This window comes from Pseudomonas sp. MAG733B (assembly GCF_036884845.1).
In the GTDB taxonomy this organism is placed as follows: domain Bacteria; phylum Pseudomonadota; class Gammaproteobacteria; order Pseudomonadales; family Pseudomonadaceae; genus Aquipseudomonas.
Window position 1 is genome coordinate 5,263,881 of the sequence record NZ_CP145732.1, and the last position, 25,788, is coordinate 5,289,668.

A 25,788-nucleotide genomic window follows, 5' to 3' on the forward strand; every position below is an offset into this window, starting at 1 on the left:
GCCGGAAAAATTAGCGAATGAGAACAAGTATCAGAAGGGAGGTAAAACGAGGGTGATTACAGGAACCTTGCGAACCCAAAAACCTGTAGGAGCAAAGCTTGCTCGCGATGGCGGTGTAACTGTCGATATCTATGTTGAATGTCAGACCGCTATCGCGAGCAAGCTTTGCTCCTACAAGAATCGGGGTCAGGCACTGGCAGCCATGGCATGCCGCCGATGATGCACCTCCAGCTGATCCTTGATCACCCGCAGCACCTTGGCCTCATGCTCATGAATGAAGAAGTGCCCGCCAGCGAGCATGTCCACGGAAAAGCTGCCGTGGGTTTCCTTGCTCCAGCCGATCAACTGCTCGGTGGTGGCGCGGTCAGCCTTGCCGCCGAGCACGTGCACCGGGCACTTGAGCAACGGTCGCTGGATCGGCTCGAAACGCCCGCACAACTGAAAGTCGGCGCGCAGGATCGGCAGCGTTAGGCTCATCAGCTCTTCGTTGGCCAGCACTTCCTCGCTGGTGCCGTTGAGCGTGCGCAGTTGCTCGATCAGTTCGGCATCGGTCTTGGGTTCGGCAAAACCTCGGTCGTAGTCGGCGCGCATCGTGGGCGCGGCGGTGCCTGAAGCGAACAAGGCCACCGGCTCCGGACCGCCGAGCGAGCGAAACGCGTGGGCCATTTCACAGGCCAGCAACGCGCCGAGGCTATGGCCGAACAAGGCAAAAGGCGCCTTGAGCATGGTTTTTTGCTCGTGGGCCAGTTGCAGCGCCAGGCGGCGCATGTCGGTGTGCAACGGCTCGCCGTAGCGCACACCACGCCCCGGTAATTCCACCGGTTGCAGCTTGATCCACTCCGGCAGTTTGCGCCGCCAGCGGCTATAGACCATGGCGCTCGCGCCGGAATAGGGCAGGCACAGCAATGTCAGCTGGGTCACCGGGCGTACCTCGAAAGTTGTCTGTAAAGAGAACGGATGAAGTACGCAGAGAATTAGTCGACCGGAGATCCCTGTAGGAGCGAGCCTGCTCGCGATGGAGTGTCAGCCACATTGATATTGACTGACACTCCATCGCGAGCAAGCTCGCTCCTACAGTTAAATCTTCATTTCAAATGGCGATAGCTTTGCACCGCTGACCCGAGAACCACCGCACCCGCGCCAATCGCCAGCCAAAACCCGCTCCTGGCCCCGAACGCATCAACCATCCACCCCGACCCCGCCGCACCGATCGCCACGCCGATGCTCAACCCGGTCACCAGCCAGGTCAGGCCCTCAGTGAGCTTGGCCGGCGGAACGATCTGTTCCACCAAGGCCATGGCGACAATCAACGTCGGCGCAAAAAACAGACCGGCGACAAACACCGCCAGCGACAACCCGAGAATGTTCACCGCCAGCAACAGCGGCAAGGTCGTCACCGCCGTCGCCACGCCACCATAGAGAAACAGTCGAGGCAACGGCACTTTCGAACGCAACGCACCGAACGCCAATCCGGCCATGCACGAGCCAATCGCATACACCGACAGCACAATACTCGCCGCCGCCGGTTGGCCCTGATGCTGGGCGAACGCGACGCTGACCACATCCACCACACCGACGATGGTGCCCATGGCGACCATCAACAGCATCAGCAACTGGATGTCCACGGAGCGGATGATCGACGCGGCATGATGTGCTTCATGAGGATGCACCGGTGGCTCGGTGCTGCGCTGCGACACAAACGCCGTAACTCCGATCGCCAGCATCAGCAATGCCGCCAACGGTCCGGCCTCGGGGAACGCCACCACGCACAAGCCCACCGACAGCGGCGGCCCGACAATAAAGCAGACTTCGTCCAGCACCGATTCCAGGGCATAGGCCGTTTGCAGTTGCGGCTGGCCGCGATACAACTCGGTCCAGCGCGCCCGCACCATCGCCGACATGCTCGGCATGCAACCGGCAATCGCGGCGAACACAAACAACGTCCAGTTCGGCGCCTGCAACCGGGTGCAGAGCAACACCATCAACAACGCCCCGCCACCGATCAACGCTGACACCGGCAAAATCCGTCGCTGACCAAAACGGTCCACCAGCCGCGACACCTGCGGCGCACAAAACGCCGTGGCCAGCGCAAACGTCGCCGCCACCGCGCCGGCCAATCCGTAGCCACCCTGCAACTGCGACAGCATGGTGATCAGGCCGATGCCGGTCATGGAAATCGGCATGCGCGCGATCATCCCGGCCAGCACAAAAGCACGGGCGCCCGGGGCTTTGAACAGTTCGCGGTAGGGGTTGGCCATGGGTGCAGGTCTCGTCAAGGGACTGCACGTTGCCATAAACGCTGATTGAGAAGAAAGCGTGGAATTGTTGGTTGTATGTGAAGGCCCCATCGCCAGCAGGCTGGCTCCCACAATGACTGATGTACACCCATCCAATGTGGGAGCCAGCCTGCTGGCGATGGGGCCAGAACAGTCAACGCACAAATGAACTCCAGTCCACCCAAACCAGTCAGCTAAATAGACCCCTGATTCCCGGAGCCCCGCGACAATGGCTGATCACCCCGAACGCCAAAGCCCCATCGACGCCCACGGCATCATCGGCGACATGCGCAGTGCCGCGCTGGTCAATGACAAGGGCAGCGTTGATTTTTTCTGCTGGCCGGAGTTCGACAGCCCGTCGATTTTCTGTTCGCTGCTGGACAGTCCCGAGGCCGGCATTTTCCAGTTGTCCCCGGACTTGCCCGACGCCCGCCGCGAGCAGATTTACCTGCCGGACACCAACGTCTTGCAGACCCGCTGGCTCAGCGATCGCGCGGTGGTCGAGGTGACCGATCTGCTGCCGATCGGCGACAGCGAGGACGATTTTCCGGTGCTGATGCGCCGGGTGCGAGTGGTCAGCGGCAAGGCAACTTTTCATCTGCGTTGCGCCGTGCGTCACGACTACGCCCGCGCCATGACCCGCGCGCGCATGGACAAAAAGGACGTAATTTTCGAAGCCGCCAATCAGCCATCGCTGCGCCTGTCTGCGGATCAGATTTTGCGCATGGACGCCAATGCGGCGGTCGCCGAATTCACTCTCGAACAGAACCAGACCGCCGAGTTCCTGCTCGGCGCCATCGACGATCCGCGCTTCAAGGAAGGCGCCGCCGCACTGTGCCTGCAACGCACGCTGAAGTTCTGGCGCGACTGGATCGGCCAGTCCAACTATCGCGGTCGCTGGCGGGAAATGGTCAATCGCTCGGCGCTGGCGATGAAGCTGCTGACCTCACGCAAACACGGCGCCATCCTCGCCGCCGCCACCTTCGGCTTGCCGGAAACCGTCGGCGGCGAACGCAACTGGGATTACCGCTACACCTGGATCCGCGACGCCTCGTTCACGGTGTACGCCTTCATGCGCCTGGGCTTTGTCGAAGAAGCCAATGCCTACATGCGCTGGCTGCGCGGGCGGGTCAGCGATTGTCGCGGCCAACCGATGAAACTCAACATTCTGTATGGAATCGACGGCCGTCAGGAACTGCCGGAAATCGAGCTCACGCACTTGTCCGGCCACGGTGGCGCGAAGCCGGTGCGCATCGGCAATCTGGCGTACGCGCAGGTTCAGCTCGACATTTTCGGCGAGCTGATGGACGCGGTGTATCTGGTCAACAAGTACGGCGAGGCTATTTCCCACGAAGGCTGGAAGCACACCGTGGAAGTGGTCGATCAGGTCTGCGAAACCTGGCAACAAGAAGACGTCGGCATCTGGGAAATGCGCGGCGAGCAGCATCACTTCCTGCACTCGCGCCTGATGTGCTGGGTCGCACTGGATCGGGCGATTCGTCTCGCCTCGAAACGCTCGTTGCCCGCCCCGTTCGCCCGCTGGGATCAGACTCGGCAAGCGATCTACGCCGACATCTGGGACAACTTCTGGAATGAGGAACGCGGGCATTTCGTCCAGCACATCGGTGGCACTGGTCTTGACGGTTCGATGCTGCTGATGCCGCTGGTACGTTTCGTCAGCGCAAAGGACCCGCGCTGGCTCTCGACCCTCGACGCCATCGAAAAAAACCTGGTGCGCGACGGCATGGTCTACCGCTACCACAACGACCTCAACCAGATCGACGGCCTGCCCGGCACCGAAGGCGCGTTCGCCGCGTGCTCCTTCTGGTACGTCGAATGCCTGGCCCGCGCCGGCCGGGTGGAAAAGGCTCATCTGGAGTTCGAACAACTGCTGCGCTACGCCAATCCGTTGGGGCTGTACGCCGAAGAGTTCGACAGCCACGCGCGGCATATGGGCAACACGCCGCAAGCGTTGACGCACCTGGCGTTGATCAGCGCCGCGTGTTTTCTTGATCGGAAGTTGAGTGGGGAGAAGAGTTTTTGGCAGCCTTGAAGTCGCCGCCTAATCAGCTCTGGCGAACAGGCTTTTGTGGCGAGGGAGCTTGCTCCCGCTGGGTTGCGAAGCAGCCCTGGAGGCTGTGAATACGATCTGTCAGGTGCACCGCATCGAAATGGTTTTACGACTGCTGCGCAGCCGAGCGGGAGCAAGCTCCCTCGCCACAAAAGCTCATTCGGCGTGGATTCTGTACAAGCCCGAGTCCTACATCTAATAAACAACCCCACCGCAATCCCCGATTGCCAGCCTATCCATCCCAACCTAACATCGACCTTCAGCGGGTACAGCGGAGCGGCGAAGTATTTCAACCAGATAGCGAAAGTTGAGTTCCAGGAGAAAACTGACGAATGAGTAATCACGCGCCGATCCAGTATGTCCGGACTCCGATTCTGAACCTCGCCTATGAGGAACACGGCCCCATCACCGGCGACCCGGTCATCCTGCTCCACGGTTTCCCCTATTCCCCCCGCGCCTTCGACGAAATCGCCCCGCCTCTCGCGGCCAAGGGCTACCGCGTGATCGTGCCCTACCTGCGCGGTTACGGCCCGACGCGATTCAACAGTCCTGACACGCTGCGTTCCGGGCAGCAAGCCGCCCTCGCTCAGGATTTGCTCGAGCTGATGGATGCACTTTCCATCGAGCAAGCGGCGCTCTGCGGTTATGACTGGGGCGGTCGGGCGGCGTGTATTGTCGCGGCGTTGTGGCCGGAGCGGGTTCGTTGTCTGGTGACGGGTGATGGCTACAACCTGCAGAACATTCCTCGTTCGATCCGGCCGCGCGCCCCGGAAACCGAGCATCGTCTCTGGTATCAGTATTATTTTCATACGCCGCGTGGCGTTGAGGGACTGACGGAAAATCGCCGGGGCGTGTGTGAGTTGTTGTGGAAGCTGTGGTCACCGACCTGGGCAAACAGGGCCGAGCGTTATCCCTTGAGCGCGCCCGCCTTCGACAACCCGGATTTCGTCGACGTGGTGATTCACTCTTATCGTCACCGCTTCATGTATGTGGCCGGCGACCCGGCGCTGGAGTCGATCGAGGAGGCGCTGACCCTCCAGCCACCGATCAGCGTGACGACGATTTCCCTGTGCGGCGCCGACGATGGCGTTGGCCCGGCAGGGGAGGTCGACGACGACATCGAGCATTTCACCGGGTGTTACGAGCGCCGGATGCTGGCGGGTGTCGGGCATAACATTCCCGAAGAAGCCCCCGAGGCAACGCTCAAGGCATTACTGGATCTGCTGCAACGCTGACGGAAAAACGCTCGCGATAGGCTTGCGGCGTTACGCCCATCGCCCGTAGGAAATTGCGACGCAGGGTTTCTTCGCTGCCGAATCCGCATTGCATGGCGACCCGTTTGATCGGTACGCCGGTATCGCTGAGTAGGCGCCGCGCAGTCTCGACCCGGATCAGCTCGATGGCCCGGGCCGGGGTCTGGCCGGTGTCGGCGCGGTAGTGGCGGACGAAGCTGCGTTCGCTCATGCCGGCCTGTAGCGCCAAGGTTGGAATGCCGAGGTCTTTGGTGAGGTTTTCGCTGATCCAGGCGTGAAGTTCGTCGAAACGGCTGCCTTCTTTCTGCAAGGACAAGGTCACGCTGAATTGCGACTGGCCGCCGGGCCGTTTCAGGAACACCACCAGTTGCCGCGCGACCTCCAAGGCCATATTGCGGCCCAGATCGGCTTCTACCATCGCCAGCGCCAGGTCGATGCCGGCGGTGACCCCGGCCGAGGTCCAGACCGGGCCGTCGTTGATGAAAATCGGATTGGGTTCGACCTGCAATTGTGGATGTTGCTGCGCCAACTGCTCGCATCGGGTCCAGTGGGTGACAACGCGCCGGCCATCGAGCCAGCCGCTGGCCGCCAGCAAAAAAGCCCCCGTACACACCGATGACACCCGTCGACATTGCGCCGCATGCTCACGCACCCAACTCACCAGAGGCTGATCTTCCGCCGCCGCGTAAACACCCCAGCCCCCGGCGATGATCAAGGTGTCGCTGCCCTGCTCGGGCAATGGTTCGGCCAACAACGCCAACCCTGCCGACGACATCACCGCCCCGCCGCCGCTGGCGATCACCGATGGCGCATACGGTGCCGGTGAACCTTGCTGGCGGGCGATGTCGTTGGCCGAGGCAAACACCTGCAACGGCCCGGTGACGTCGAGCAATTGCACGTTGGCGAACGCGAGTACGTGAATGGTTTTCGTCATTTTGGCGGAATTCGTGGGGTGATTGGCGTATGCGCCAAATCCTAGGCGCCTACAGTGAAGTCGTCCACCCACTTCAGGAGAAAAACACCATGACCTTGCAGATCGGTTTTCTGTTGTTTCCACAGGTGCAGCAACTCGACCTCACCGGCCCGTACGACGTACTGGCCTCGTTGCCGGATGTGAAGGTGCATCTGATCTGGAAGGACCTGATGCCCATCACCGCCAGCACCGGCCTGATGTTGAAACCAACCGTTACTTTCGACGATTGCCCGGCACTGGACGTGATCTGCATTCCCGGGGGCAGCGGCGTCGGGCCGCTCATGGAAGATGAGCAAACGCTGGCGTTCATCAAGGCTCAGGCCGCGAATGCGCGTTACGTGACGTCGGTCTGCACCGGTGCGCTGGTGCTCGGCGCGGCGGGCTTGTTGAAAGGCAAACGCGCCACCACCCACTGGGCCTATCACGAATTGCTGGCACCGCTGGGGGCGATTGCGGTGAAGGATCGCGTAGTGCGTGACGGCAATCTGCTGACCGGTGGCGGGATTACCGCGGGCATCGATTTCGCCCTGACGCTGGCCGCAGAACTGTTCGATAGGGACACCGCTGAACTGGTGCAATTGCAGCTGGAGTACGCCCCGGCTCCGCCGTTCCAGGCAGGTAGCCCGGAAACTGCGCCAGCCAGCGTATTGGAAGAGGCCCGCAAACGCGCCGCAGGTTCGTTGAAACTGCGCACGGAAATCACTGAGCGTGCCGCCGCGAAACTCGACCGTCGGTAGAAAAAAGCAGCGGGGGCCAAGGCTCCTGCTGCCAGGACTTTTCCTGCGCCCATAAAAAAACCCGCCGAAGCGGGTTCTTCCAAGACCATTACGACTCCCTGTCGTCAGCATTCCATGCAAATGGCCGATCATCCATGATCCTGAGCACTCCCTGTGCATCAGTGGATGAGGCCAGAATACGCATGGGATCCAATCCGCAATAGACGACATAGTTGTTACGGCGTGTAAGACATTCGCTATAGCGTCCCCTCCGAACACCCTTAGATGCCTCATGCACCAAGGCTGGAGGCCCCGAGTTTCGCGACTTGTAGCTGACTTTCAGCCGCCCGGTCGTCGCCATCCTCAAGAAACCACGCCGCCGACAAACCGGCAAACGCCAATACCCATTGCAACAACCGGCGCCGATCAAGCCCGGCGGCCTCGGCCACCACCTCTATCTGCCGCTGGAATCGTCGCGGGTCCGAGGCGGTCGGCAAGTCTGGATTGCAGATCAGATTGGCGTAATCGAAACCGCGCTCGCCGCTCACCCGTTTCGGGTCGATGGCCAGCCAGCCGCGCGGGCCGAAATCCAGGACATTGTCGTGGTGCATGTCGCCGTGCAACACCACAACGTCCTGCGGCTCGGCCAGCAAGGCTTCGGCGGTCAACAGGCACGCGGAATACGCACCGCCCTGAAGCTGCGCCGCCGCACGTAGCGAGGCGAACCAGGGTGACAAGGCAAACATCGGCGGTGGCGGTGTCGGTCGCGGAGCATGCAAACGGTCCAACGCCGCACACAGGATTCGGCTGGCCTCGTCGTCCTCGCCGTTGAGGGCCATGTGCATCAATGACCGCTGCCCCATCGCCCGCTCCAGCAACAGGCCATCGCCGTGCTGCGCGTAAACCTCGGCAGCGCCGTCGCCGTCCCACCAGGTCATCAACAGGTTGCCGAATTTTTCTTCGGCGTCGATGGCAATCTTCAACATGGCCGGCGCATCGCCCCGGCGCACCGGCAACAAGCGGCTGCCGGGCGTGGTGATCGGTTGTCCATCCGGCACCAGCGCCCAGCGTTTCAGCCACAGATCAAACATACTGCCGTCAGTCACTCTCGCGCTCGCGGGCTTTGGCGTTTTCAACAAGGAATTGTTCCAGTCTGTTCAATTGCTCTTCCCAGCCACGGCTGTCCATGTAATACGCCTCCTTCTGGCGTATGTCGGGAATGTGCGCGAATCCGGACTCGGAAACCTTGAGCAGCGTGCCGTCCTCGTAGTCTTCCATTTCGAATTTCACCAGCGTGGTGGGCTCCTGGGAGTAGTCGATCTTCGGATTCACGGCGTAAGGATGCCAGCGAAAGGAAAACAACTGCTGCGGCTCGACCCGCTCCACCAACACATTCCACAACACATGTTCGTAACCGGGATACGTCACCTGCCCCTGCGTCCACTCGCCGGCAATGAAACGCCTGCCTTCAAGCGCTACGCCGAACCATTGACCGAACGCCTCCGCGTCGACCAAGGCACGCCAGACATGGGAGCGCGGCGATTTAAGCTTGATTTTGCGCTCAAAACTATTGGGAACTGGTTTCATACGTCACCTCCTGTACTGAACAACAGTAGGCCTCTAAGACCACATGTCCAGCCCGAAAGTTGTATGAGTGGGCTGTCAGCTGTCGTAATCGTTCGCCTGACATCGATGCCGGCTTCGCTACACTGCACCGCAATTTCCCTCGTTACAGCGAGTTTCTGCCATGTACGCACGCTTTCTCCTGGCGTTGACGCCTTTGTTGTTCACGTCCCTGGCTCATGCCGTTGACTGCGACAACGCCACCGATCAGGCCACGATGAACCAGTGCGCGTCGCAGCAGCATGCGGCGGCGGACAAGGAGTTGAATGCGCTTTACCAGCAAATCACTTCGCGCCTGAAGGGTAACCCCGACAGCAAGAAACTGCTGCTGGGCGCGCAGCGGTCGTGGATTGCGTTTCGTGATGCCGAGTGCAAGTTTTCGGCGTCCGGGGTGGAAGGCGGGAGTGTTTATCCGCTGATCTACAGCAATTGCGTGACTGAATTGACCAAGGCGCGGGTTGAGACGTTCAAGACTTATCTGAAGTGCCAGGAGGGGGATTTGGGGTGTCCGGTGCCGGGGGTTTGATTTCGGCTATTTTTGTAGTGTTTTTGAGGGCCCCATCGCTGGCAGGCCAGCTCCCACAGGGTTCGGTGGTGTTCACACAATAGTGACCACACCGCAAATCCACTGTGGGAGCTGGCCTGCCAGCGATGGCGCCAGTTCAGGCGCCGCAATTACCGGACAAAAATCTGCGCCGTGGTAATCGCCATGTCCCCACCCGGCAACTTGATGCTGCCCGTCTGTTTCAGGCTGTCGGCATCGAAGATCGCCACATCGTTGAACGTCCCGGCCAGGTAGATCTTGCTGCCATCCTTGTTGAAGGAAATGCAGTAGTAGGAGTGTTCAAGCGTCGCCGCCTGGAGCATTTTCTTCTCTTTGATGTCGTACTTGGCCAGCCGATTGAGCACGCCGAACATCAGGTTCGGGTCTTTCGGCGAGCGCATGCCGCTGAAGTAGATTTCGGTCAGAGGGCCGAAATCGGTGGTTTCGGTCTTGCCGGTCTTCAGGTCGACACTGAACAGGCCGTACAGGTATTCGGCGGTGGCCGGGTCCTGTTTCTTGTCCTTGAATTTCGCGGCGGTGTAGAGCAGCGAGAAGTCATGGCGATAGGTCTGCTGGTTCCACACGTAGAGCACGTCCGGTGCGCTGTAGTTCGCGCGTTTCCAGTGGCGGCTGGGGATCAGCACGTCGAACTTGCCGGTCTGCACATTGACCTTGTAGACATCCGCCCCCGCCACGTACAGCGTGCCGTCGTCGCCGCTCTGCATGATGGTCAACTGACGCGGCGCCGGGAAACTGCGCACCGGTTTGGCGTCCATGCCGGCGTCGGTCTTGTACACATCAAGCCGCGGTTGCTGCACTTCGTAGCGATCGTTGAGCATCAAGGTCGGGTTGGCGACGGTGAACAACTCCTTGCCATCGTGGCTGAGGGTGAAGGCGAACATCGACTTGGCTTTCTCCCCCGGCTTCTGGGTAATGCTGGCGTGGAACACCTGCTTGCAGCTGTCCAGCTCAACGCCGTAGACATCCGCATAGTGATTGTTCAGGACGTAGGCGGTCTTGCGATCCGGTGACAACTGCACGGTGCCGGGGCCGAAGGCGTCGGGCATCTTGCAGGTCTTGTACAAGGTGTCCGTGGCCAGGTCGATAACATGCAGGTTGTTCGGGTAGTTGGTGGTCAACATGTATTCGTGACCGTCTTGCAACGCGGTGTTTTCATCCGCCAGGACACTGAGCGAACAGGTGCTCAGGACGGCGAAAGCGGCCAGGCCGCAGGCTTTTATGCTGTGCATGCTGGAATCCTTCTTCTTGTCAGATCACTTGTCTTTCGGGAAGACAGTGCCGAGGTTGCGCCAGTTGTCGTTGGACGCCTGGGCATCCTTGTTCCAGTCCGGATAGGTGCTCATCATGTCGGGCACCTGGGCCGGCCACCAGCACGGGTCGGAGCAGCCATACAGGTCAGCCTCCATAGGCTGGCACAGCGACGACACACCGCCAAACGCATCGATTTCCCAGCCTGGGTCGGTGGTCGACGCACAGCCCGCCACAGAGCTCATAGCCACCACTTCTTCGATGCGGTTCTCGTCCGCGGCCTGATCCAGCTTCAACGCTTTGTTATTGATTGCCTTGAGATGTTTCATATCAGTGAGCCTTGCGCGGAGTGATGTAGCTGCTGATGAACGCAGGGTTGTGAGCCATGATCCGGGTATAGACCTCGATGCCGAAGTCGACCCAGTCACGCATCAGTTCGCAGTAGTGATAAGTCGGGTGCGTCGGGTCGCCGTAACGCGCGTAGCTCTCGTGGTAGCAGCCGCCGGAGCACAGGTTGCGGATCTGGCAGTCCTCACAACCGGTGTTCGTGCGGTCCAGGCGCTGGGACAGAAAGTCGTTCAACTCCACTTGCTTCACGCCGCTGTGGACGTTGCCGAAGGTCGGCAGGCTCGAACCGGTAAAGCGATGGCACAGGTTCAGCTCACCCTTGTGATCCACCGCCAGCATCTTCAGGCCCGCGCCGCATGGCAGGGCTTTCTTGTGGCCTTCGTGAATGTCGGTGATCAACTGGTGCAGGTTGGAGAAACCGATGTTGCGGTGTTCCAAAGCGGCCTCCAGGTAACGCCGACCGAGGCGCTTCATGCTGGCGAAGACTTCGATCAGCTCGTCGCTGGTCAGGTTGAAGCTGCTGATGTCGCCGGAGGTCACCGGGGCAAAGCCGACTTCGGCAAAGCCCAGTTCGTTGAACAGGTGATCCCAAATGGTTTCGACGTCGGTCACGCCAGTGGTCAACGTTACCCGCGCGCCCACCGGACGGCTGTTGTAGCGCGACAGCAGCATCTCGGCCTTGCGCCGCACCACGTCATAGGTGCCCTGTCCGCCCACGGTGATGCGGTTGCGGTCGTGCACGGTTTTCGGACCGTCGATACTCACCGACAGACCGAAGCGGTGAGCGTTGAGATAGTCCACGGTTTCTTCGGTGAGCAGCGTGGCGTTGGTGGTCATCACGAACTCGACGAACTTGCCCGCCTCGCGAAAACGCTTCTCACAGTAGTCGACCATGTACTCGATCAGCTTGCGATTGCTCAGCGGTTCGCCGCCGAAAAACACTACGGTGAAACGCTCTTCGTCCGGGGATTCGCGCAGCAGCATTTCCACTGACGCGATGGCCGTTTCCACGTCCATTTTCTTGCCGGCCGAAGGCTTGTCCAAGTCTTCCTTGTAGCAGTAGGTGCAGCTCAGGTTGCAGCCGGTATTGACGTTCAAGACCACGGTATTGATTGCCGTGCGCTCGACCCGTTTGGCGGCGATGTCCGGCGTCAGCGGCGAGCCGTCGCTGACCAGTTCCAGGGCCATCAACTCGCGCAGGGTTTCGGTGATTTCCTCGCCGTTGAAACGCGAGGCGAGGCGCTGGATCAGGTCGTCCGAAGAACAACCGGGACCGCGCAAGGTATCGATGATCGTCCCGGTCAGTTCATCGCTGGCGAACAGCGAACTGCTGGGAATGTGAAACAGCATGCGGTCGGCATCGACGTGCACTTCGTGCAGGTTGCGTTCGACCAGATTCAAGATAGCGCCCATTGCCAACCTCCTGTGCAAGCCCTGCTTTGAGGGCCTGCGGTCATTCCGAAAAAATGTCTGAAACGTACAAGTCCAGGCACATCACGGAATGGGTGGATTGTTCCAGCGTTGCACGGTCACGATCATGTGACCTTCGCCGGTCAGGGATTTCCCTGCGTCGTCGACGGCGGCGATCACCTTGAGGTTGCCGGCATTGTTGGTGGACATCTTGCGCGCCGGGTTCGGCCCGGCATCGCCCGGCGTGAACACGCCCGTGTCGGCGTGCATGGTGCCGGCAAACTTGACGTCCTCGTCTTCCTTGGCGCGGTCGTCGAAGGCCTCGACCTTCCACTGCGCCGGGAACACACCGATGCGATACGGTTTGCCATCGGCGCCTTTGCCCCAGGCTTCGGCATCGAAACGGCCCTGGACTTTCGGCGTCGAACCGCCGCCCTCGCCTATGCGCGCCACCGAGAACTCCGGCACCACTTTGACCGAGGCGATCTTGCTGTAGACCGACAGGTTCGGGCCTTTCAGCGTACCGACGGTGACCGCGCGCAGGCCCGGCTGGGCATTGGCGGCAGCCTTGATTTTGACTTTGATCTGCTCCGGGCCTTGCTCGACGACTTCGAGCACTTCCACGCCTTTACCGAAGTTCGGCTTGCCACTGAGGCCACTGCCGATCAGGGTCACTTCGGTTTCGCTGCCGGCCTTCACATAACCAGGCTGCACCGCCAGCAAACGCTGGGAGCCCTGCTTGGCGGCGACGAAGTCCAGACCGCGCTCATCGTGCTCGGCCTCGAACATCCGGCCCTGCATCGCATTGCCTTGGGCAGCGAACACCTGGCGCATGGTCACGCCATCGATGGTCACGTTGCCGCGCCATTCGTAGCCGGTGTAGAGGATTGCACTGCCCTCACCGTTGAACGGCGTGCCGTCGGCGTATTGGCCTTTGACGCTGACCTTGAAAGTGTCGTTGCCGTCGGCGCTGACGCTCATCACACCGGCCAGTTCACCCTTGCCCGGCAAGTGACCGCTGAAGCTCCAGTCGCCGACCAGCGCCTCGCTTTTCGGCGCGGTGCTCAGCCATTTTTTCCAGGCCGGGTTGTCCAGCGGATAACGCTTGGCCAACAGCGGCACCATCTCTTTGCGGGCGAGATCGAACCAGTCGCGGTCACGGGACATCGCCTGGTATTCCAGCGACGGCCATTGGCCGAGGTGGAAGTTCACCAGTCGTTCCCACTCCTGCGCCGGACGCCGTTGCAGCGCCACCCGCGCACCGGAGTGGCAGCGGCCGCACATCTGGCTGGTCTGGTCGTCGAACTGCTCGACCGTGTTGAGCCGGCGCTCCATGGCATAACGCACGCCATCGGTTTCGCTCGGCGCCAGGCCTTGAGTGTCGGCCAGGTATTTGACCAGCGTTCGACGGTCTTCATCGCTGATCTGCAATCCGTGCATGGTCTGCATGCGGGCGATGCTCATCAGCCAGCCTTCCGGCGTCTTGCGCTGGTGGCTGATACGGCTCAGGGCGTTATCGGCTTCAGGGGTGTGACAGCCCTGACAGGTTTCCTTGAGGATGGTCTGGGCGTCGCGGGCTGCCAGGCTGTGAGGCGAATGCAGCGCCACGCAAGCGGCCACGGCCAGCAGGCTGGCGCTCATGCCTGATCGGAGTTTTCTCTTCATCAACGTCGAACCTCGCACGGTGCTTTCTTATTTTTGTGGCTTATCGTTTTTTTGGTTTCTGCCGTCGGTGGCGAACCACTGACGGAGGCAAGAGAAACGTCTGCGATGAGCAATACACGGAGCGTGCCAGCTTATGAATATTTCTATGAATCAATGACTTGTCGATAAAGGCCGGTGTTTTGCCAATCGTGTCGTCTGCGTTCCGCGTTTAATTTCGCGACAACTGTTTCAGCCTGAGACAAGCATAGCTTTCTGTAGGAGCGAGCCTGCTCGCGATGGTCGTTAACGATTACGCGTGCTTACTGGCTAAACGCAGTGCTCTTTAGTCCATCGCGAGCAGGCCCGCTCCTACAGGGTTTTGTGTTCGGGATGTCTCACGTCGTCGCAATTTGCGACGCTTGCCCACGCCGAGGCCATTCGAAAAACCACCAGCGAGCCCGCCCGTCCGGGCTCGAAACAAAGAAATCAACAACTGGCACAACCGTTGCGAAAGACCTCGCCACACGAACAAGACGAGGTTTCAACATGTCGCTCCCAAACCTGCTTCCCGCCACTTCGGCATTCATCCAGCGCGCCCCGCGCATGCTCATCGGCGGCGAATGGGTCGAGGCCGCCGACGGCCAGACCATGCCCCTGCACAACCCGGCCACTGGCGAAGTGCTGTGCGAGGTGCCACGGGCCACGCCGAACGATGTAGACCGCGCCGTGCTCGCCGCGCGCCAGGCCTTCGATGATTCAGCCTGGACCCGCACCCGTCCACGGGAGCGACAAAACCTGCTGTGGAAACTCGCCGACCTGATGCAACGCGACGCCGAGCTGCTGGCGCAACTGGAATGCCTGAACAACGGCAAAAGCGCAGCCGTCGCTCAAGTGATGGACGTGCAGCTATCCATCGACTTCCTGCGCTACATGGCCGGTTGGGCGACCAAGATTGAAGGTTCCACCGTCGACGTGTCGGCGCCGTTGATGCCCAACGATCAATTCCACAGTTTCATCCGCCGCGAAGCCGTGGGCGTGGTCGGCGCCATCGTTGCCTGGAACTTCCCGCTGCTGCTGGCCTGCTGGAAACTCGGCCCGGCGCTGGCCACCGGTTGCACCGTGGTGCTCAAGCCCGCCGACGAAACCCCGCTGACCGCGCTGAAACTCGCAGAACTGGTCCTGGAGGCTGGCTACCCGGAAGGCGTGTTCAACGTGGTCACCGGCACCGGCATCACCGCAGGTTCGGCCCTGACCCACAACCCGCTGGTGGACAAGCTGACCTTCACCGGCTCCACCGCCGTGGGCAAGCAGATCGGCAAGATCGCCATGGACTCGATGACACGGGTCACCCTGGAACTGGGCGGCAAATCGCCGACCATCGTCATGGCCGACGCCGACCTGAAAACCGCCGCGGCCGGTGCCGCCAGCGCGATATTCTTCAACCAGGGCCAGGTCTGCTGCGCCGGTTCGCGCCTGTATGTACAGCGCAAGCATTTCGACAATGTGGTGGCGGACATCAGCGATATCGCCAATGCCATGAAGCTCGGTAACGGCCTGGACCCGAGCGTCGACATGGGGCCGCTGATCTCGGCGCGTCAGCAGGAACGCGTCTACGGCTACATCGAAAAGGGTCGCGAAAGCGGTGCGACCATCGCCTGCGGTGGCGAGCAGTTCGGGCCGGGTTTTTTCGTCAAGCCGACGGTGATTGTCGACGTCGATCAGAAGCATTCGCTGGTGCAGGAGGAAATCTTCGGCCCGGTACTGGTGGCGATCCCGTTCGATGACGAAGCCGATGCTCTGCGCATGGCCAATGACAGCCCTTATGGATTGGGCGCGAGTATCTGGTCCAACGATCTGGCGGCGGTGCACCGGATGATTCCGCGGATCAAGTCCGGTTCGGTGTGGGTCAACTGCCACAGCGCCCTGGACCCGGCGCTGCCGTTTGGCGGGTACAAGATGTCGGGGGTCGGGCGTGAGATGGGGTATGCGGCGATCGAGCATTACACCGAGTTGAAATCGGTGTTGATCAAGCTGTAATCGCGGCGTTTTTCGGTCCGTCATCGCTAGCAGGCTAGCTCCCACAGGGGAATGCATTCCAATGTGGGAGCTAGCCTGCTAGCGATGAGGCCAGCCCAATCAGCACGAATTTCAGGGTTTGTAGCCTTGAGCCAACAACCAACTCCTGACCATCCGCCCCTGTTCGCAGGTCAACCCCGCCAACACCTTCTCCGCCGGCTCCGTGCGCAACCGCCGCACCAACACCGCCACCTCAATCCCCTGCACATGCCAAATCCCCAACGGCTGATCCGCGGTAATCACCACCTCAGCCTCATCGACAAATCCATCACGCAACACCGGCGCCCGTTCAATCCTCAACGCCTCGAAATTCGCCTCGGCATGGGCAACCTCGGCATCCGGCCATTGCCGCCGTGCCTGCCAGAAGGGTTGATCGAACCAACGCTGCTCATCGGCATAAAAGTCCCGACCGATCCGGGCGAAGCGCAGAAACAACTGCTCGACCCGCTGCTGATGAAAACGCTGGGCCAACCCCGCGCGTTCGGTTTTGCGCAGCAGGGTGTTGATCACCGTCGGTGCCTGCAAGGCCGAGGACAGCGATTGAAAAATGCCATTGCCCGACAGCGGGTCCACGGCCATCGCCGCGTCGCCCACGCGAATCCAGTTATCGCCGCACACCTGCGGGCTCAGAATCGCCGTGCTGCTGCGGGCGCGGAGCTGTAGATCGAGCTCGGGTTCGTCACCGAAAAATGCCCGGGCCACCGCCGAGTCCTGACGCCGCTGTTGGCAGTACTCCAGCAATTGCGCCTTGCCCGGCAACCCGGCGCTGGCCACGTCCACCGTCCATTGCCAGTAGCACTGACCGTCGGCCCGCCGCGCCATCCACGCCCAGCCATCCTTGAGGCTCTCCACGGCGCTGGCGGTAGTGCCCGGCGCACCTTGCCAGCGGTTGAGCAGGCTGACCGTCTCCGGCCCGCGCAGGCCTTTGCCGAGGGTCGGCGCCTGACGGCCACGGGCCTCGACCAGAAAGTCCGCGCTCAGCACCTCATGCCCTTCGATCTGGACTTGATGCCCTGAGGACGACGACTGCACGCCAAGCACCCGGCCTTCAATCAACACCACTCCCGCCGCACGCAAGTCCTCACGCAAACCGCGATCAAAGGTCGGGCGATCCAGCAGATACTCGATGTTTTGCGCGTGCTGCTGGCCGTTCCAGTTCACCTGACGTTGAGAGGGCAGCGTCGCATCCGCCAACGCCTGATGCAGGCCCGCAGCGCGCAAAGCCTCCAGCACCCGAATGGAAACGCCCTCCAGCGCCGCAAACCGGCGCCATTCACTGACCAGCGTAACGGCGTAACCCAGTCGCCGCAGCCCCAGGGCCACCGCTGCGCCTGCCGGCCCGGCGCCCACTATCACGATCGTGGTCATGGCGCGAAACGCCGTTCAGGGCCGCGATAACGCGCGTTGTGTCGAAGCCATTCGATGATTTGTTCGTTACTCGTCCCGGGCTGCTCCACCAGGAAACCGGCGATGTGCCCGCTCAATGCCGCGCAGCCGAGACTGGCGCCCGACTGCCCCGGATACGTGCCATGCACACACGCGGCGAAATCGGCCTGGGCACTGTTGAGCCAGGACCACTCGAGTTCGGCACAGCGTGCATCGCCGGTGACGCGCAGCACCTGTGGATAATTCGCCGGATACACGCCCTCGCCCTGCGCCGGACTGGAAGCGCAAAGCAGCACGCCCCGCGCCACAGCTGCCGCACAAGCTGTACGCAACAGGCTGCGATCCTGACGCAAACCGAGGCTCAGATTGATCAGGCGCACGTCCTGCGCCACCAGCCAATCGATGGCCGTGGCGATCTGCAAAGCGCTGGTGACCCCGCGCTGATCAAACACCTGGGCGACGCAAAACAGCGCCGACGGTGCACGCCGGCCGATGGCGTCGATCACTGCGCTGCCGTGTCCCAGTGGATCATCACGCAGGTCGCTTTCGGCGAGTCCGTCTTCTATCAGGGAAAAACGCCGCCCGGCGATCACCTGCACCCGTTGCGCCGCCGAGTGACCACTGTCCACCACACCGATACGCAGCTCAGCTTTCATAAGGCTCAGACTTCATGCAACACCGTTTTCGACATCAGTACACCGTCAATCAATTCGAAACGCAGATCGGCATCGGCCAGGGTTGAGGGGCGATGGCTGATCAGGATGCGGGTGCGCTCGGCAAACAGGCGGTCGATGGCCTCGATCACTTCGCGCTCGGTGGCTTCATCCACCGCCGAGGTGGCTTCGTCGAGTACCAGAATCAAAGGGTCCTGCAACAGCGCGCGGGCAATGGCGATGCGCTGTTTCTGCCCGCCGGACAACTGCTGGCCGCGCTCACCCAACGGACTGTCCAGACCCTCAGGCAAGGACGCGATCAGGCTGTCGAGCTGCGCCAACCGCGCCACTTCGGCAATCGCTTCACGGCTAGCATCCGGCACCGCATAGGCCAGGTTGTCGGCCAGACTGCCACCGAACAACACGATGTCCTGACTGACCACCGCAATGCGCTGACGCAGCTGGAACAGGTCCAGCTCACGCACATCCACTTCGCCCAAAAGCACCCGCCCGGACTGCGGATCGTGATGTCGTTGCAGCAGGTCGATCAGCGTCGATTTACCGACGCCGGAGCCGCCGCTCAGCGCAACTTTCAGACCGTAGGGAATCCGCGCCTCGATACCGCGCAATGTCGATTGGCGACCGGGATGTGTGAAATGCACGTCCTCGAAACGCAGCTCACCAGAAGCCGGCATCGGCTTCGGTGTGACCGGTGTGAGCACGGTCGGTTCTTCGCCGCGCAATTCCATCACCCGGCCGAGGCTGACGGTCATGCGTTGAATCGCCACGTACAGCCCCAGCAGGCTTTGCACCGGCCCGACAGCCATGCCCAGATAAGTGGAAAACGCGATCAATGCACCCAGTTGCCAGGTGCCCTGCACTACCCAGTAACCGCCAATCAAAAACGCGCAGGCCCGGGACAGCGAGGTCAATGTGCCCGGCACGGCCTGGGTGAAAAATTCTGTGACTTGCAGGCGCAGCAGTTGGCTCATGTAGCCCTGCCCCAACGTTTCCAGACGTCGCGCTTCACGCTGCTGCTGGCCAGCCGACTGGATGAATTTCATCACCGGCAGCGTCTCGACCATGAACGACGACATGTCCGCCGAACGCTCACGCAGTTGCCGCACATCGCGCTCGACCTTGCGCCGCATCCAGCGTAGCCAGAGCACGTCGAGAGGAATCAGCACCAGCGCCAGCAACGACAGTTTCCATGACAGGGTCAGCAGCATCGCCACCGCCACCACCAGGCCGATCACGCTGGACACCGCCGAGAACAGCGAGTCCACGGCAAAGCGCTGGATCTCCGCCACGTCGCCATCGAGGCGCGACATCAGGTCGCCGATGCGCCGCTGCCCGTAGAAGCTCGGCGACAGGTTTTGCAAATGCCGATACAGGTCATCGCGCAGGGCAAACAGCATGCGCCCGGACAACCGCGTGTGCAGGTAGCGGTTGATCCCCGACAGCGCCGTGCCCAGCAGTCCGGCGACAATCATCAGCCCGGCGATCAGCACCAGCATCGGGAAGTTGCGCGCCAGCAAACCATCGTCGATCAGCAGCTTGGTCAGCCATGGCTGCACCAGCACCAACGCCGAGGCGCACACCGACAATCCCAGCAACCCGGCAATCGCCAGCCGATGGGGCCGCACAAAACTGTAGAGCCAACGCAACGCCGCTTGCAGGGCCTCGGGGTTCTGGCTGTCGATCAGCCGAACGATCAAGCGCTGCATCACGAACGCAACTGTTTGAGCTTGCGATACAGGGTCGCGCGACTGATGCCCAGGGCGTCGGCGGCGGCCGAGACGTTGCCCTGATGGCTGTCCAGGGACTGGCGAATCATCTCCAGTTCGTTTTCACGGATGCTGCCGGCCTGGGGCCGTTCGGTCGCGGTCAATTCGTCGAGCATGCTGTCGGGCAAGTGGTCGAGGGTCAGCACTGTGTCACCCGGTTCACGCATGGCCAGCGCGGTGCGCAAGACCATCTCCAGTTGACGGATGTTGCCCGGCCAATGATAGCCGCCAAGCAAGTGATTGAGGCCGTCATGCAGCACCACGGTCGGCGCATCGAGCTTGGCCAGCAAACGACTGACCAAACCCGCGAAATCCTCGCGCTCGCGCAAGGCCGGAAGCATCACGCTGATGCCGTTGACCCGGTAAAACAGGTCTTCACGAAAATGCTTTTCTTCGACCAGACGCTTGAGGTCGCGGTGGGTCGCGCAGATCAATGCGACGTCGATGTCCTGCTCTTCGCCAGCACCCAATGGCGCGACCTTGCGGTCCTGCAACACGCGCAGCAGGCGAGCCTGCAGGGCCAGCGGCATGTCGCCGATTTCATCGAGAAACAGCGTGCCGCCATGGGCCTGCTGCAAGCGACCGACCATGCCGCCACGACGCGAACCGGTGAACGCACCTTCGCGGTAGCCGAACAGTTCGGACTCGATCAGGCCTTCGGGGATTGCCGCGCAATTCACCGCGACGAAGGGTTTGTCGCAGCGCGCGCCGGCCATGTGCAAGGCACGGGCGATGACTTCTTTACCGGTGCCGGTTTCGCCCAACAGCAAAACCGGTAGTTCGTTGGCCAGGCCTTGTCGGGCCATGCGCAGCGCGCGAGCGTAACGGGTATTGCTGCCGGCCAGGGATTCAAGATCGGGTTGCGGTTTGGCGGTTTTCGCCACGCTGCGCGGCGGGCTGCTGACATTGATTGAGCGTTGCGGCGCGCGCAGGGTCTTGTAGAAAAACTCGCCTTTGGCGGTTTGCAGACTACCGACGCCGCCCTGATGCAGTCGCGCCAGCAATTGCAGGCCATCGACACCGAGAAACTCTTCACAACGCCGACCGACCAGCGCCGAACGCTCGGCATGCAGCAACTGGCAGGCCTGGGCGCTGACCGCGAGGATCTGCCCGCCGAGGCTGACCGCCAGCAGGCCTTGCCATGGGGATTCGAGGTACTGGCGACGGCTGTGAAACGCCAGCACGATCTCGTCCGGATAACTGGCGTTGAACACCCGGCTCTCGATCTGGCTGACGGCCATGGCCAGCAGCGCGGTGCTGTCGTGGGCGCGGCCGAGCGGGCCTTCGCGGGTCAGGTCGAGGACGCCAAGGATGCCGCCCTGCGGGCAATGAATCGGCACCGAGGTGCAGGAAAAATCGCTGAGGCGATCCAGATAATGTTCGCCGCAATCGATCAGCGTTGGCCGGGCTTCAACCAGCGCGGTGCCAAGAGCATTGGTGCCGCGAGCGGCTTCGCTCCAGCAGGCACCGAGGGTGATGTCTTGCAGGCCGCTGCCCTTGAGACGGTCGGCGCGACCTTCGACGGCAAGGATGGTGGCGTCGGAGTTGGCGAGGATGATCAGCCCTTCCTTGCCCTGACGTTCGGCCAGGTAATCGATGGCCGGCAACGCGGCGTCGATCAGCAATCGGTTACTGGCCAGCAGCACGTCGAGGCTGGCACTCGATTCCAGTGCCAGCTCATGCTTGGCATTAAAATGCACGCCATGGCTGAGGCTGCGTCGCCAGGAGGCGTCGATTTCGGCGCGCAGCACGCCATCGGGCACTTCGCCTTCCAGATGCAGCTTTTCCCGGGCCAGCCGGGCTTCGCGGTGCAGTTTGGGGGAGTTTGTTTTTATTAGCGTCATCAAGCGCTCCGGGTCGTCCGCCCTGCGCCTTCAAACATCGGCGCCCTGGAGCAATCTTTACGTTAACGTCAGGGCGATGGCAAGTGCCGTAGGGCGCTTGTGTTCCGTCAGGTGGACCGCGTTATCGTTCATCGCGGGCAAGCCTTGCTCCTACGGTATCGAGGCGACCCAACAATTGCATTCAACCCCATCCCCTGTAGGAGCAAGGCTTGCCCGCGATGACGGTCTCCCAGGCGCGAAAAACTTAGAGCTGCCAAACCTCAGGGCTCACAAAAAACGCCTTGGCATTATCCTCCAGACTCTCCAGGTGATACCCACCTTCCTGCACAATCAGGCACGGCAACCCAAGACCGCGAAGCCGCTCACCCAGCACGGCGAATCCTTCCTGTGTCACCGCCACTTTGCTCTGCGGGTCCAGTTCGAAAATATCGAAGCCCAGGGACAGCACCAGCACCCCGGCGCCGAACTCCGTCACCGCCTTCAAGCCTTGATGGTTCAGACGTGAGGATCGCCCGGCGCCTTGCTCGGCACGGCGTACTGCGGCTTCAAGTGCCCGTCCTGATCGAGTAGCCAGGCGTCCATGATTTGCCGCACTACCGGTCCGGCAACTCGGCCACCGGCCTCGCCGTTTTCGATCATCACCGAAATCACGATCTTCGGATGTTCGGCCGGAGCGAAACCGACGAACAAAGCGTTGTCGCGGTTACGCTCGCGGGTTTTCTCGCGGTTGTAGCGCTCACCCTGCTTGATCGCCACCACTTGTGCGGTGCCGCTCTTGCCAGCGATCCGGTACTGCGCACCTGCCGCTGCGGCCCGGGCAATCCCGCGAGCATCGTGCATCACCATCTGCATGCCGTGGTTGACCTGCTCCCAGTCACGCGGATCCTTGAGCAGAATATTTGGCATCGGATGCTCATCCACCGGCGCAGCGCCGTCCACGGTCATGGCCAGATGCGGGCGGTTCCACACACCTTTGTTGGCGATCAGCGCCGTGGCCTGGGCCAATTGCAGCGGTGTGACTTGCATGTAGCCCTGACCGATACCGAGGATCACGGTTTCACCCGGGAACCACGGTTGGCGGCGTGTGGCGCGCTTCCAGGCCTGGGACGGCATCAGACCTGAGGATTCTTCGTACATGTCGAGAGAGACTTTCTCACCGAGCCCGAACATTGACATGTAGTCGTGCAGGCGATCGATCCCCAGCTTGTGCGCCAGATCGTAGAAGTAGGTGTCGTTGGAGCGCATGATCGCCGCATCCATGTCCACCCAGCCGTCACCACTGTGGTTCCAGTTGCGGTACTTGTGATCGAAATCCGGGAGTTGGTAGTAACCCGGATCGAAGACTCGGGTCTGGGGCGTGACGACACCGGCGTCGAGTCCGGCAATCGCGACCTCTGGCTTGATGGTTGAGCCTGGAGCATAGAGCCCGCGCAGCACGCGATTGAACAGTGGTCGGTCGATGGAGTCGCGTAGCGTCGAGTACTCCTTCGAGCTGATACCGGTGACGAACAGGTTCGGATCGAAACTCGGATTGCTGACCATGGCCAACACTTCACCGGTCGATGGATCAAGCGCGACCACTGAGCCACGACGATCGCCCAAGGCTTGCTCGGCGGCTTCCTGAAGCTTGACGTCGAGGCTCAGGACAATGTTTTCGCCGGGGACCGGGTCAGTGTGCTTGAGCACTCGCAGCACGCGGCCCTGAGCATTGGTTTCGACTTCTTCGTAACCGACATGGCCGTGCAGCTGCGACTCATAGAATTTTTCGATCCCGGTCTTGCCGACGGATTGCGTCCCGCGGTACTCGACCGTATCCAGCGCCTTGGATTCTTTCTCGTTGATCCGTCCGACATAGCCGACCGAATGAGCGAAATGCTCGCCCAGTGGATAGTGCCGAACGAACTGGGGTTCGACATCGAGGCCCGGTAAACGGAACTCGTTAACCGCGAGTACCGCGATCTGTTCTTCGCTCAGCTCATAGAACAGCGTCACCGGTACGAACGGATGGCGTGCCTGTTTCATGGCCTTGTCGAATTGCGTGCGGTCTTCAGCGGGCAGGTGCAGCAGGTTGACCACCTCGTCCAGCTCTTGATTGACATCGGACGCACGTTCGCGAGTGATGGTCAGGTTGTAGCTGGGCCGGTTGTCGGCCAGGACAACGCCATTGCGGTCATAGATCAATCCGCGAGTAGGCGTGATCGGCAGGACATGGACGCGGTTGTTTTCGGAAATCGTGGAGTGATAGTCGAATTCAACGACCTGCAGGATGTACATGCGCACCACCAGCGCGCAGGTAATGGCTACGACAAACAAGGCGCAAGCCATCAATCTTTTGTTGACCAGGCGTGTCTCTTTTTCGTGGTCCTTGATCGGTATCGGTTGGGGCATTTCTGAAGCAACTCTTTGAAAAGAAGGTACCGTTCCTTGGCGTGAAAACTGTCCGTCAAAAAAATGAGCTGCACCATAACAAAACTGCCAAGCCACTTTTATGTCATTTTTTTAACTTGAATTTCCAATTGGCCGAGGACTCGTGCGCTTCAGTCAATATTGATGTTCCCATTCCTGCATTTTTCTTGCTGATAGGTGAGTCGATACTGGATGCATGTCATTTTTTGGAGTGTGTTCATGCATCCGCGATTTCAACGATTACTGGGTTCAAACGGGTTTTCCATCGGATTGGAACTGCCGCTGGATAATGATTGGTCCAGCGATGGTCAACGGCTGCGGATAGCCGAGGACCGCCCCTTTGGTGTGCCTGATTTGAAGCAGCATGCCGCCATGGCGCGCTTGGCCGACCAGTCCGGCTTTCGCGCGCTCTGGGTCCGCGACGTACCGGTTTATGACCCCCACTTCGGCGACGCAGCACAGGTATTCGAAACCTTCTCCTACCTTGGTTATCTGGCCGGCATTACCGACAACATCATGCTGGGTACGGCTGCGGTCGTACTTCCGCTGCGTCAGCCTTGGCTGACCCTCAAGTCGGCCAACAGCATTGATGAGCTAAGTGATGGGCGCCTGCTGCTGGGCGTGGCCAGTGGCGACCGTCCGATGGAATATCCGTTGTTTGGCGTGGATTACGATCAGCGCGGCGAAATCTTCCGCGAGACCGTTGAATTGCTGCGCAGCCAAGGCGAGGGCCGATTGCCCGAAGGGGCACGCTTGCTTCCGAAGCGCGATCAGTCAGCGCCGTTGTTGGTTGCGGGGCTTGGTCAGCAATCTCCAGCGTGGATTGGCCAGCATATGGATGGTTGGCTCGCCTATCCTGGCACGCCGGATGAGCATCGTCGGCGAGTAGGGTTGTGGCGAGAGGTTGGCGGGGATAAACCTTATGTAAGTTTCGTTCACCTGGACTTGGCTGCCAATCCTCATGCGCCAATGCGACGAGTGCGCTTCGGTGGTAGCTGTGGACGGTTGGCATTGATTGACGAACTTCAGGCATTGCGTGAGGCAGGTGTTCAACACGTCGGGCTGCATGTGCGTCGCAGCGAACGGCCGGTCGCAGAGGTTATTGAAGAGATTGCAGAATTCGTGCTGCCGAAGTTTCATTAAAGCTGCGAAATGAAAAAGGGATAGCCAACAGGCTATCCCTTTTTTATCGCACTTTTCTTTCGCCCAAAACAAAACCCCAACTGCTTTCGCAATTGGGGTTTCGGAATTTAATCTTGACGATGACCTACTCTCACATGGGGAAACCCCACACTACCATCGGCGATGCATCGTTTCACTGCTGAGTTCGGGATGGGATCAGGTGGTTCCAACGCTCTATGGTCGTCAAGAAATTCGGGTACCGAATCGTGGCCAGTCGGCCGCGCTTCAGCAAATTGGGTATGCGATAGTTTTCGGTGTTTTGTAAGCGTCGAACTTTCGGTTCTTTCGTCTTCACACACCGCAATCTGGCTTTTACGCGCAAATTGC

General features: G+C 60.9%; 21 protein-coding genes and 1 rRNA gene. 6 read left to right on the forward strand and 16 right to left on the reverse strand.

Annotated elements, in window-relative coordinates; translation table 11 throughout:
- Positions 1 to 186: 186 nt before the first annotated feature.
- Together V6Z53_RS23975 and V6Z53_RS23980 are read right to left on the reverse strand one after the other, a co-directional pair.
- Positions 187 to 921, reverse strand: a complete 735-nt coding sequence (locus V6Z53_RS23975) for an alpha/beta fold hydrolase (protein ID WP_338582119.1) — start codon at positions 919 to 921, stop codon at positions 187 to 189.
- 164 nt (positions 922 to 1,085) lie between these two features.
- Positions 1,086 to 2,258, reverse strand: coding sequence for an MFS transporter (locus V6Z53_RS23980; RefSeq protein ID WP_338582120.1), 1,173 nt, complete (start codon positions 2,256 to 2,258; stop codon positions 1,086 to 1,088).
- Between the two features lie 247 nt (positions 2,259 to 2,505).
- Between V6Z53_RS23980 and V6Z53_RS23985 the strand changes: the two genes are divergently transcribed.
- Together V6Z53_RS23985 and V6Z53_RS23990 are read left to right on the forward strand one after the other, a co-directional pair.
- On the forward strand, positions 2,506 to 4,329 hold the full coding sequence (locus tag V6Z53_RS23985; protein ID WP_338582121.1) for a glycoside hydrolase family 15 protein: 1,824 nt from the start codon (positions 2,506 to 2,508) through the stop codon (positions 4,327 to 4,329).
- 350 nt (positions 4,330 to 4,679) lie between these two features.
- Positions 4,680 to 5,582 (forward strand): alpha/beta hydrolase, encoded by a 903-nt coding sequence (locus V6Z53_RS23990; RefSeq protein WP_338582122.1) that lies wholly within the window; start codon positions 4,680 to 4,682, stop codon positions 5,580 to 5,582.
- On the opposite strand, the gene V6Z53_RS23995 is transcribed toward V6Z53_RS23990, so the two are convergent.
- Entirely contained in the window at positions 5,551 to 6,534 is a 984-nt protein-coding gene (locus tag V6Z53_RS23995) for a GlxA family transcriptional regulator (protein ID WP_338582123.1), read from the reverse strand. The genes V6Z53_RS23990 and V6Z53_RS23995 overlap by 32 nt on opposite strands.
- Positions 6,535 to 6,623: 89 nt before the next feature.
- On the opposite strand from V6Z53_RS23995, the gene inhA reads away from it, so the two are divergent.
- Positions 6,624 to 7,310: an isonitrile hydratase gene (inhA, locus tag V6Z53_RS24000; RefSeq protein WP_338586557.1), complete on the forward strand. Its 687-nt coding sequence runs from the start codon at positions 6,624 to 6,626 to the stop codon at positions 7,308 to 7,310.
- Positions 7,311 to 7,579: 269 nt separating this feature from the next.
- Here the strand turns inward: inhA and V6Z53_RS24005 are convergent, their stop codons facing one another.
- Together V6Z53_RS24005 and V6Z53_RS24010 are read right to left on the reverse strand one after the other, a co-directional pair.
- The gene (locus V6Z53_RS24005) at positions 7,580 to 8,380 is read right to left on the reverse strand and encodes an aminoglycoside phosphotransferase family protein (RefSeq protein ID WP_338586558.1); all 801 of its coding nucleotides are present in this window, start codon (positions 8,378 to 8,380) and stop codon (positions 7,580 to 7,582) included.
- A 7-nt stretch (positions 8,381 to 8,387) separates the two neighbouring features.
- On the reverse strand, positions 8,388 to 8,876 hold the full coding sequence (locus V6Z53_RS24010; RefSeq protein ID WP_338582124.1) for an SRPBCC family protein: 489 nt from the start codon (positions 8,874 to 8,876) through the stop codon (positions 8,388 to 8,390).
- A 160-nt stretch (positions 8,877 to 9,036) separates the two neighbouring features.
- On the opposite strand from V6Z53_RS24010, the gene V6Z53_RS24015 reads away from it, so the two are divergent.
- Positions 9,037 to 9,438: a lysozyme inhibitor LprI family protein gene (locus V6Z53_RS24015; protein ID WP_338582125.1), complete on the forward strand. Its 402-nt coding sequence runs from the start codon at positions 9,037 to 9,039 to the stop codon at positions 9,436 to 9,438.
- Positions 9,439 to 9,587: 149 nt separating this feature from the next.
- Here V6Z53_RS24015 and peaD read toward each other — a convergent pair whose 3' ends face one another.
- The 4 genes from peaD to peaA form a co-directional block, all read right to left on the reverse strand.
- Positions 9,588 to 10,706, reverse strand: a complete 1,119-nt coding sequence (gene peaD / locus V6Z53_RS24020) for a quinohemoprotein amine dehydrogenase subunit beta (RefSeq protein ID WP_338582127.1) — start codon at positions 10,704 to 10,706, stop codon at positions 9,588 to 9,590.
- A gap of 24 nt (positions 10,707 to 10,730) precedes the next feature.
- Positions 10,731 to 11,054 carry a quinohemoprotein amine dehydrogenase subunit gamma gene (gene qhpC, locus V6Z53_RS24025; protein ID WP_008016081.1) on the reverse strand — a complete coding sequence of 108 codons (324 nt, stop codon included), beginning with the start codon at positions 11,052 to 11,054 and terminating at the stop codon, positions 10,731 to 10,733.
- 1 nt (position 11,055) lies between these two features.
- Positions 11,056 to 12,486, reverse strand: coding sequence for a quinohemoprotein amine dehydrogenase maturation protein (peaB, locus tag V6Z53_RS24030; RefSeq protein WP_338582128.1), 1,431 nt, complete (start codon positions 12,484 to 12,486; stop codon positions 11,056 to 11,058).
- A gap of 81 nt (positions 12,487 to 12,567) precedes the next feature.
- A complete protein-coding gene (gene peaA, locus V6Z53_RS24035) occupies positions 12,568 to 14,148 on the reverse strand; it encodes a quinohemoprotein amine dehydrogenase subunit alpha (protein ID WP_338582129.1) in 1,581 nt (526 codons plus the stop codon).
- Between the two features lie 525 nt (positions 14,149 to 14,673).
- Between peaA and V6Z53_RS24040 the strand changes: the two genes are divergently transcribed.
- Positions 14,674 to 16,164: an aldehyde dehydrogenase family protein gene (locus tag V6Z53_RS24040; RefSeq protein WP_338582130.1), complete on the forward strand. Its 1,491-nt coding sequence runs from the start codon at positions 14,674 to 14,676 to the stop codon at positions 16,162 to 16,164.
- A 111-nt stretch (positions 16,165 to 16,275) separates the two neighbouring features.
- On the opposite strand, the gene V6Z53_RS24045 is transcribed toward V6Z53_RS24040, so the two are convergent.
- The 6 genes from V6Z53_RS24045 to mrdA all read right to left on the reverse strand — a co-directional run bounded on the left by V6Z53_RS24045 (position 16,276) and on the right by mrdA (position 24,261).
- Positions 16,276 to 17,571, reverse strand: coding sequence for a tryptophan 7-halogenase (locus tag V6Z53_RS24045; RefSeq protein ID WP_338582131.1), 1,296 nt, complete (start codon positions 17,569 to 17,571; stop codon positions 16,276 to 16,278).
- Positions 17,568 to 18,245 (reverse strand): S8 family serine peptidase, encoded by a 678-nt coding sequence (locus tag V6Z53_RS24050; protein ID WP_338582132.1) that lies wholly within the window; start codon positions 18,243 to 18,245, stop codon positions 17,568 to 17,570. The genes V6Z53_RS24045 and V6Z53_RS24050 overlap by 4 nt, the downstream gene beginning before the upstream one ends.
- Before the next feature lie 5 nt (positions 18,246 to 18,250).
- Entirely contained in the window at positions 18,251 to 19,969 is a 1,719-nt protein-coding gene (locus tag V6Z53_RS24055) for an ABC transporter ATP-binding protein (RefSeq protein ID WP_338582133.1), read from the reverse strand.
- A complete protein-coding gene (locus V6Z53_RS24060; RefSeq protein ID WP_338582134.1) occupies positions 19,969 to 21,873 on the reverse strand; it encodes a sigma-54-dependent Fis family transcriptional regulator in 1,905 nt (634 codons plus the stop codon). The genes V6Z53_RS24055 and V6Z53_RS24060 overlap by 1 nt, the downstream gene beginning before the upstream one ends.
- Positions 21,874 to 22,117: 244 nt before the next feature.
- The gene (locus V6Z53_RS24065) at positions 22,118 to 22,447 is read right to left on the reverse strand and encodes a hypothetical protein (RefSeq protein ID WP_338586559.1); all 330 of its coding nucleotides are present in this window, start codon (positions 22,445 to 22,447) and stop codon (positions 22,118 to 22,120) included.
- A complete protein-coding gene (mrdA, locus tag V6Z53_RS24070; RefSeq protein ID WP_338582135.1) occupies positions 22,369 to 24,261 on the reverse strand; it encodes a penicillin-binding protein 2 in 1,893 nt (630 codons plus the stop codon). Before mrdA ends, V6Z53_RS24065 begins: the two co-directional genes overlap by 79 nt.
- Before the next feature lie 237 nt (positions 24,262 to 24,498).
- Here mrdA and V6Z53_RS24075 point away from each other — a divergent pair, with 237 nt between their 5' ends.
- Positions 24,499 to 25,422, forward strand: coding sequence for a TIGR03571 family LLM class oxidoreductase (locus tag V6Z53_RS24075; RefSeq protein WP_338582136.1), 924 nt, complete (start codon positions 24,499 to 24,501; stop codon positions 25,420 to 25,422).
- Between the two features lie 111 nt (positions 25,423 to 25,533).
- Here V6Z53_RS24075 and rrf read toward each other — a convergent pair.
- A 5S ribosomal RNA gene (rrf, locus tag V6Z53_RS24080) occupies positions 25,534 to 25,649 on the reverse strand.
- Positions 25,650 to 25,788: the final 139 nt, after the last annotated feature.

Bases quoted from the DNA above. Each gene is read 5' to 3' on its own strand.
- V6Z53_RS23980 (WP_338582120.1), bottom strand. From the start codon at position 2,258: ATGGCCAACCCCTACCGCGAACTGTTCAAAGCCCCGGGCGCCCGTGCT.
- V6Z53_RS23985 (WP_338582121.1), top strand. From the start codon at position 2,506: ATGGCTGATCACCCCGAACGCCAAAGCCCCATCGACGCCCACGGCATC.
- V6Z53_RS23990 (WP_338582122.1), top strand. From the start codon at position 4,680: ATGAGTAATCACGCGCCGATCCAGTATGTCCGGACTCCGATTCTGAAC.
- V6Z53_RS23995 (WP_338582123.1), bottom strand. From the start codon at position 6,534: ATGACGAAAACCATTCACGTACTCGCGTTCGCCAACGTGCAATTGCTC.
- inhA (WP_338586557.1), top strand. From the start codon at position 6,624: ATGACCTTGCAGATCGGTTTTCTGTTGTTTCCACAGGTGCAGCAACTC.
- V6Z53_RS24005 (WP_338586558.1), bottom strand. From the start codon at position 8,380: ATGTTTGATCTGTGGCTGAAACGCTGGGCGCTGGTGCCGGATGGACAA.
- V6Z53_RS24010 (WP_338582124.1), bottom strand. From the start codon at position 8,876: ATGAAACCAGTTCCCAATAGTTTTGAGCGCAAAATCAAGCTTAAATCG.
- V6Z53_RS24015 (WP_338582125.1), top strand. From the start codon at position 9,037: ATGTACGCACGCTTTCTCCTGGCGTTGACGCCTTTGTTGTTCACGTCC.
- peaD (WP_338582127.1), bottom strand. From the start codon at position 10,706: ATGCACAGCATAAAAGCCTGCGGCCTGGCCGCTTTCGCCGTCCTGAGC.
- qhpC (WP_008016081.1), bottom strand. From the start codon at position 11,054: ATGAAACATCTCAAGGCAATCAATAACAAAGCGTTGAAGCTGGATCAG.
- peaB (WP_338582128.1), bottom strand. From the start codon at position 12,486: ATGGGCGCTATCTTGAATCTGGTCGAACGCAACCTGCACGAAGTGCAC.
- peaA (WP_338582129.1), bottom strand. From the start codon at position 14,148: ATGAAGAGAAAACTCCGATCAGGCATGAGCGCCAGCCTGCTGGCCGTG.
- V6Z53_RS24040 (WP_338582130.1), top strand. From the start codon at position 14,674: ATGTCGCTCCCAAACCTGCTTCCCGCCACTTCGGCATTCATCCAGCGC.
- V6Z53_RS24045 (WP_338582131.1), bottom strand. From the start codon at position 17,571: ATGACCACGATCGTGATAGTGGGCGCCGGGCCGGCAGGCGCAGCGGTG.
- V6Z53_RS24050 (WP_338582132.1), bottom strand. From the start codon at position 18,245: ATGAAAGCTGAGCTGCGTATCGGTGTGGTGGACAGTGGTCACTCGGCG.
- V6Z53_RS24055 (WP_338582133.1), bottom strand. From the start codon at position 19,969: ATGCAGCGCTTGATCGTTCGGCTGATCGACAGCCAGAACCCCGAGGCC.
- V6Z53_RS24060 (WP_338582134.1), bottom strand. From the start codon at position 21,873: ATGACGCTAATAAAAACAAACTCCCCCAAACTGCACCGCGAAGCCCGG.
- mrdA (WP_338582135.1), bottom strand. From the start codon at position 24,261: ATGCCCCAACCGATACCGATCAAGGACCACGAAAAAGAGACACGCCTG.
- V6Z53_RS24075 (WP_338582136.1), top strand. From the start codon at position 24,499: ATGCATCCGCGATTTCAACGATTACTGGGTTCAAACGGGTTTTCCATC.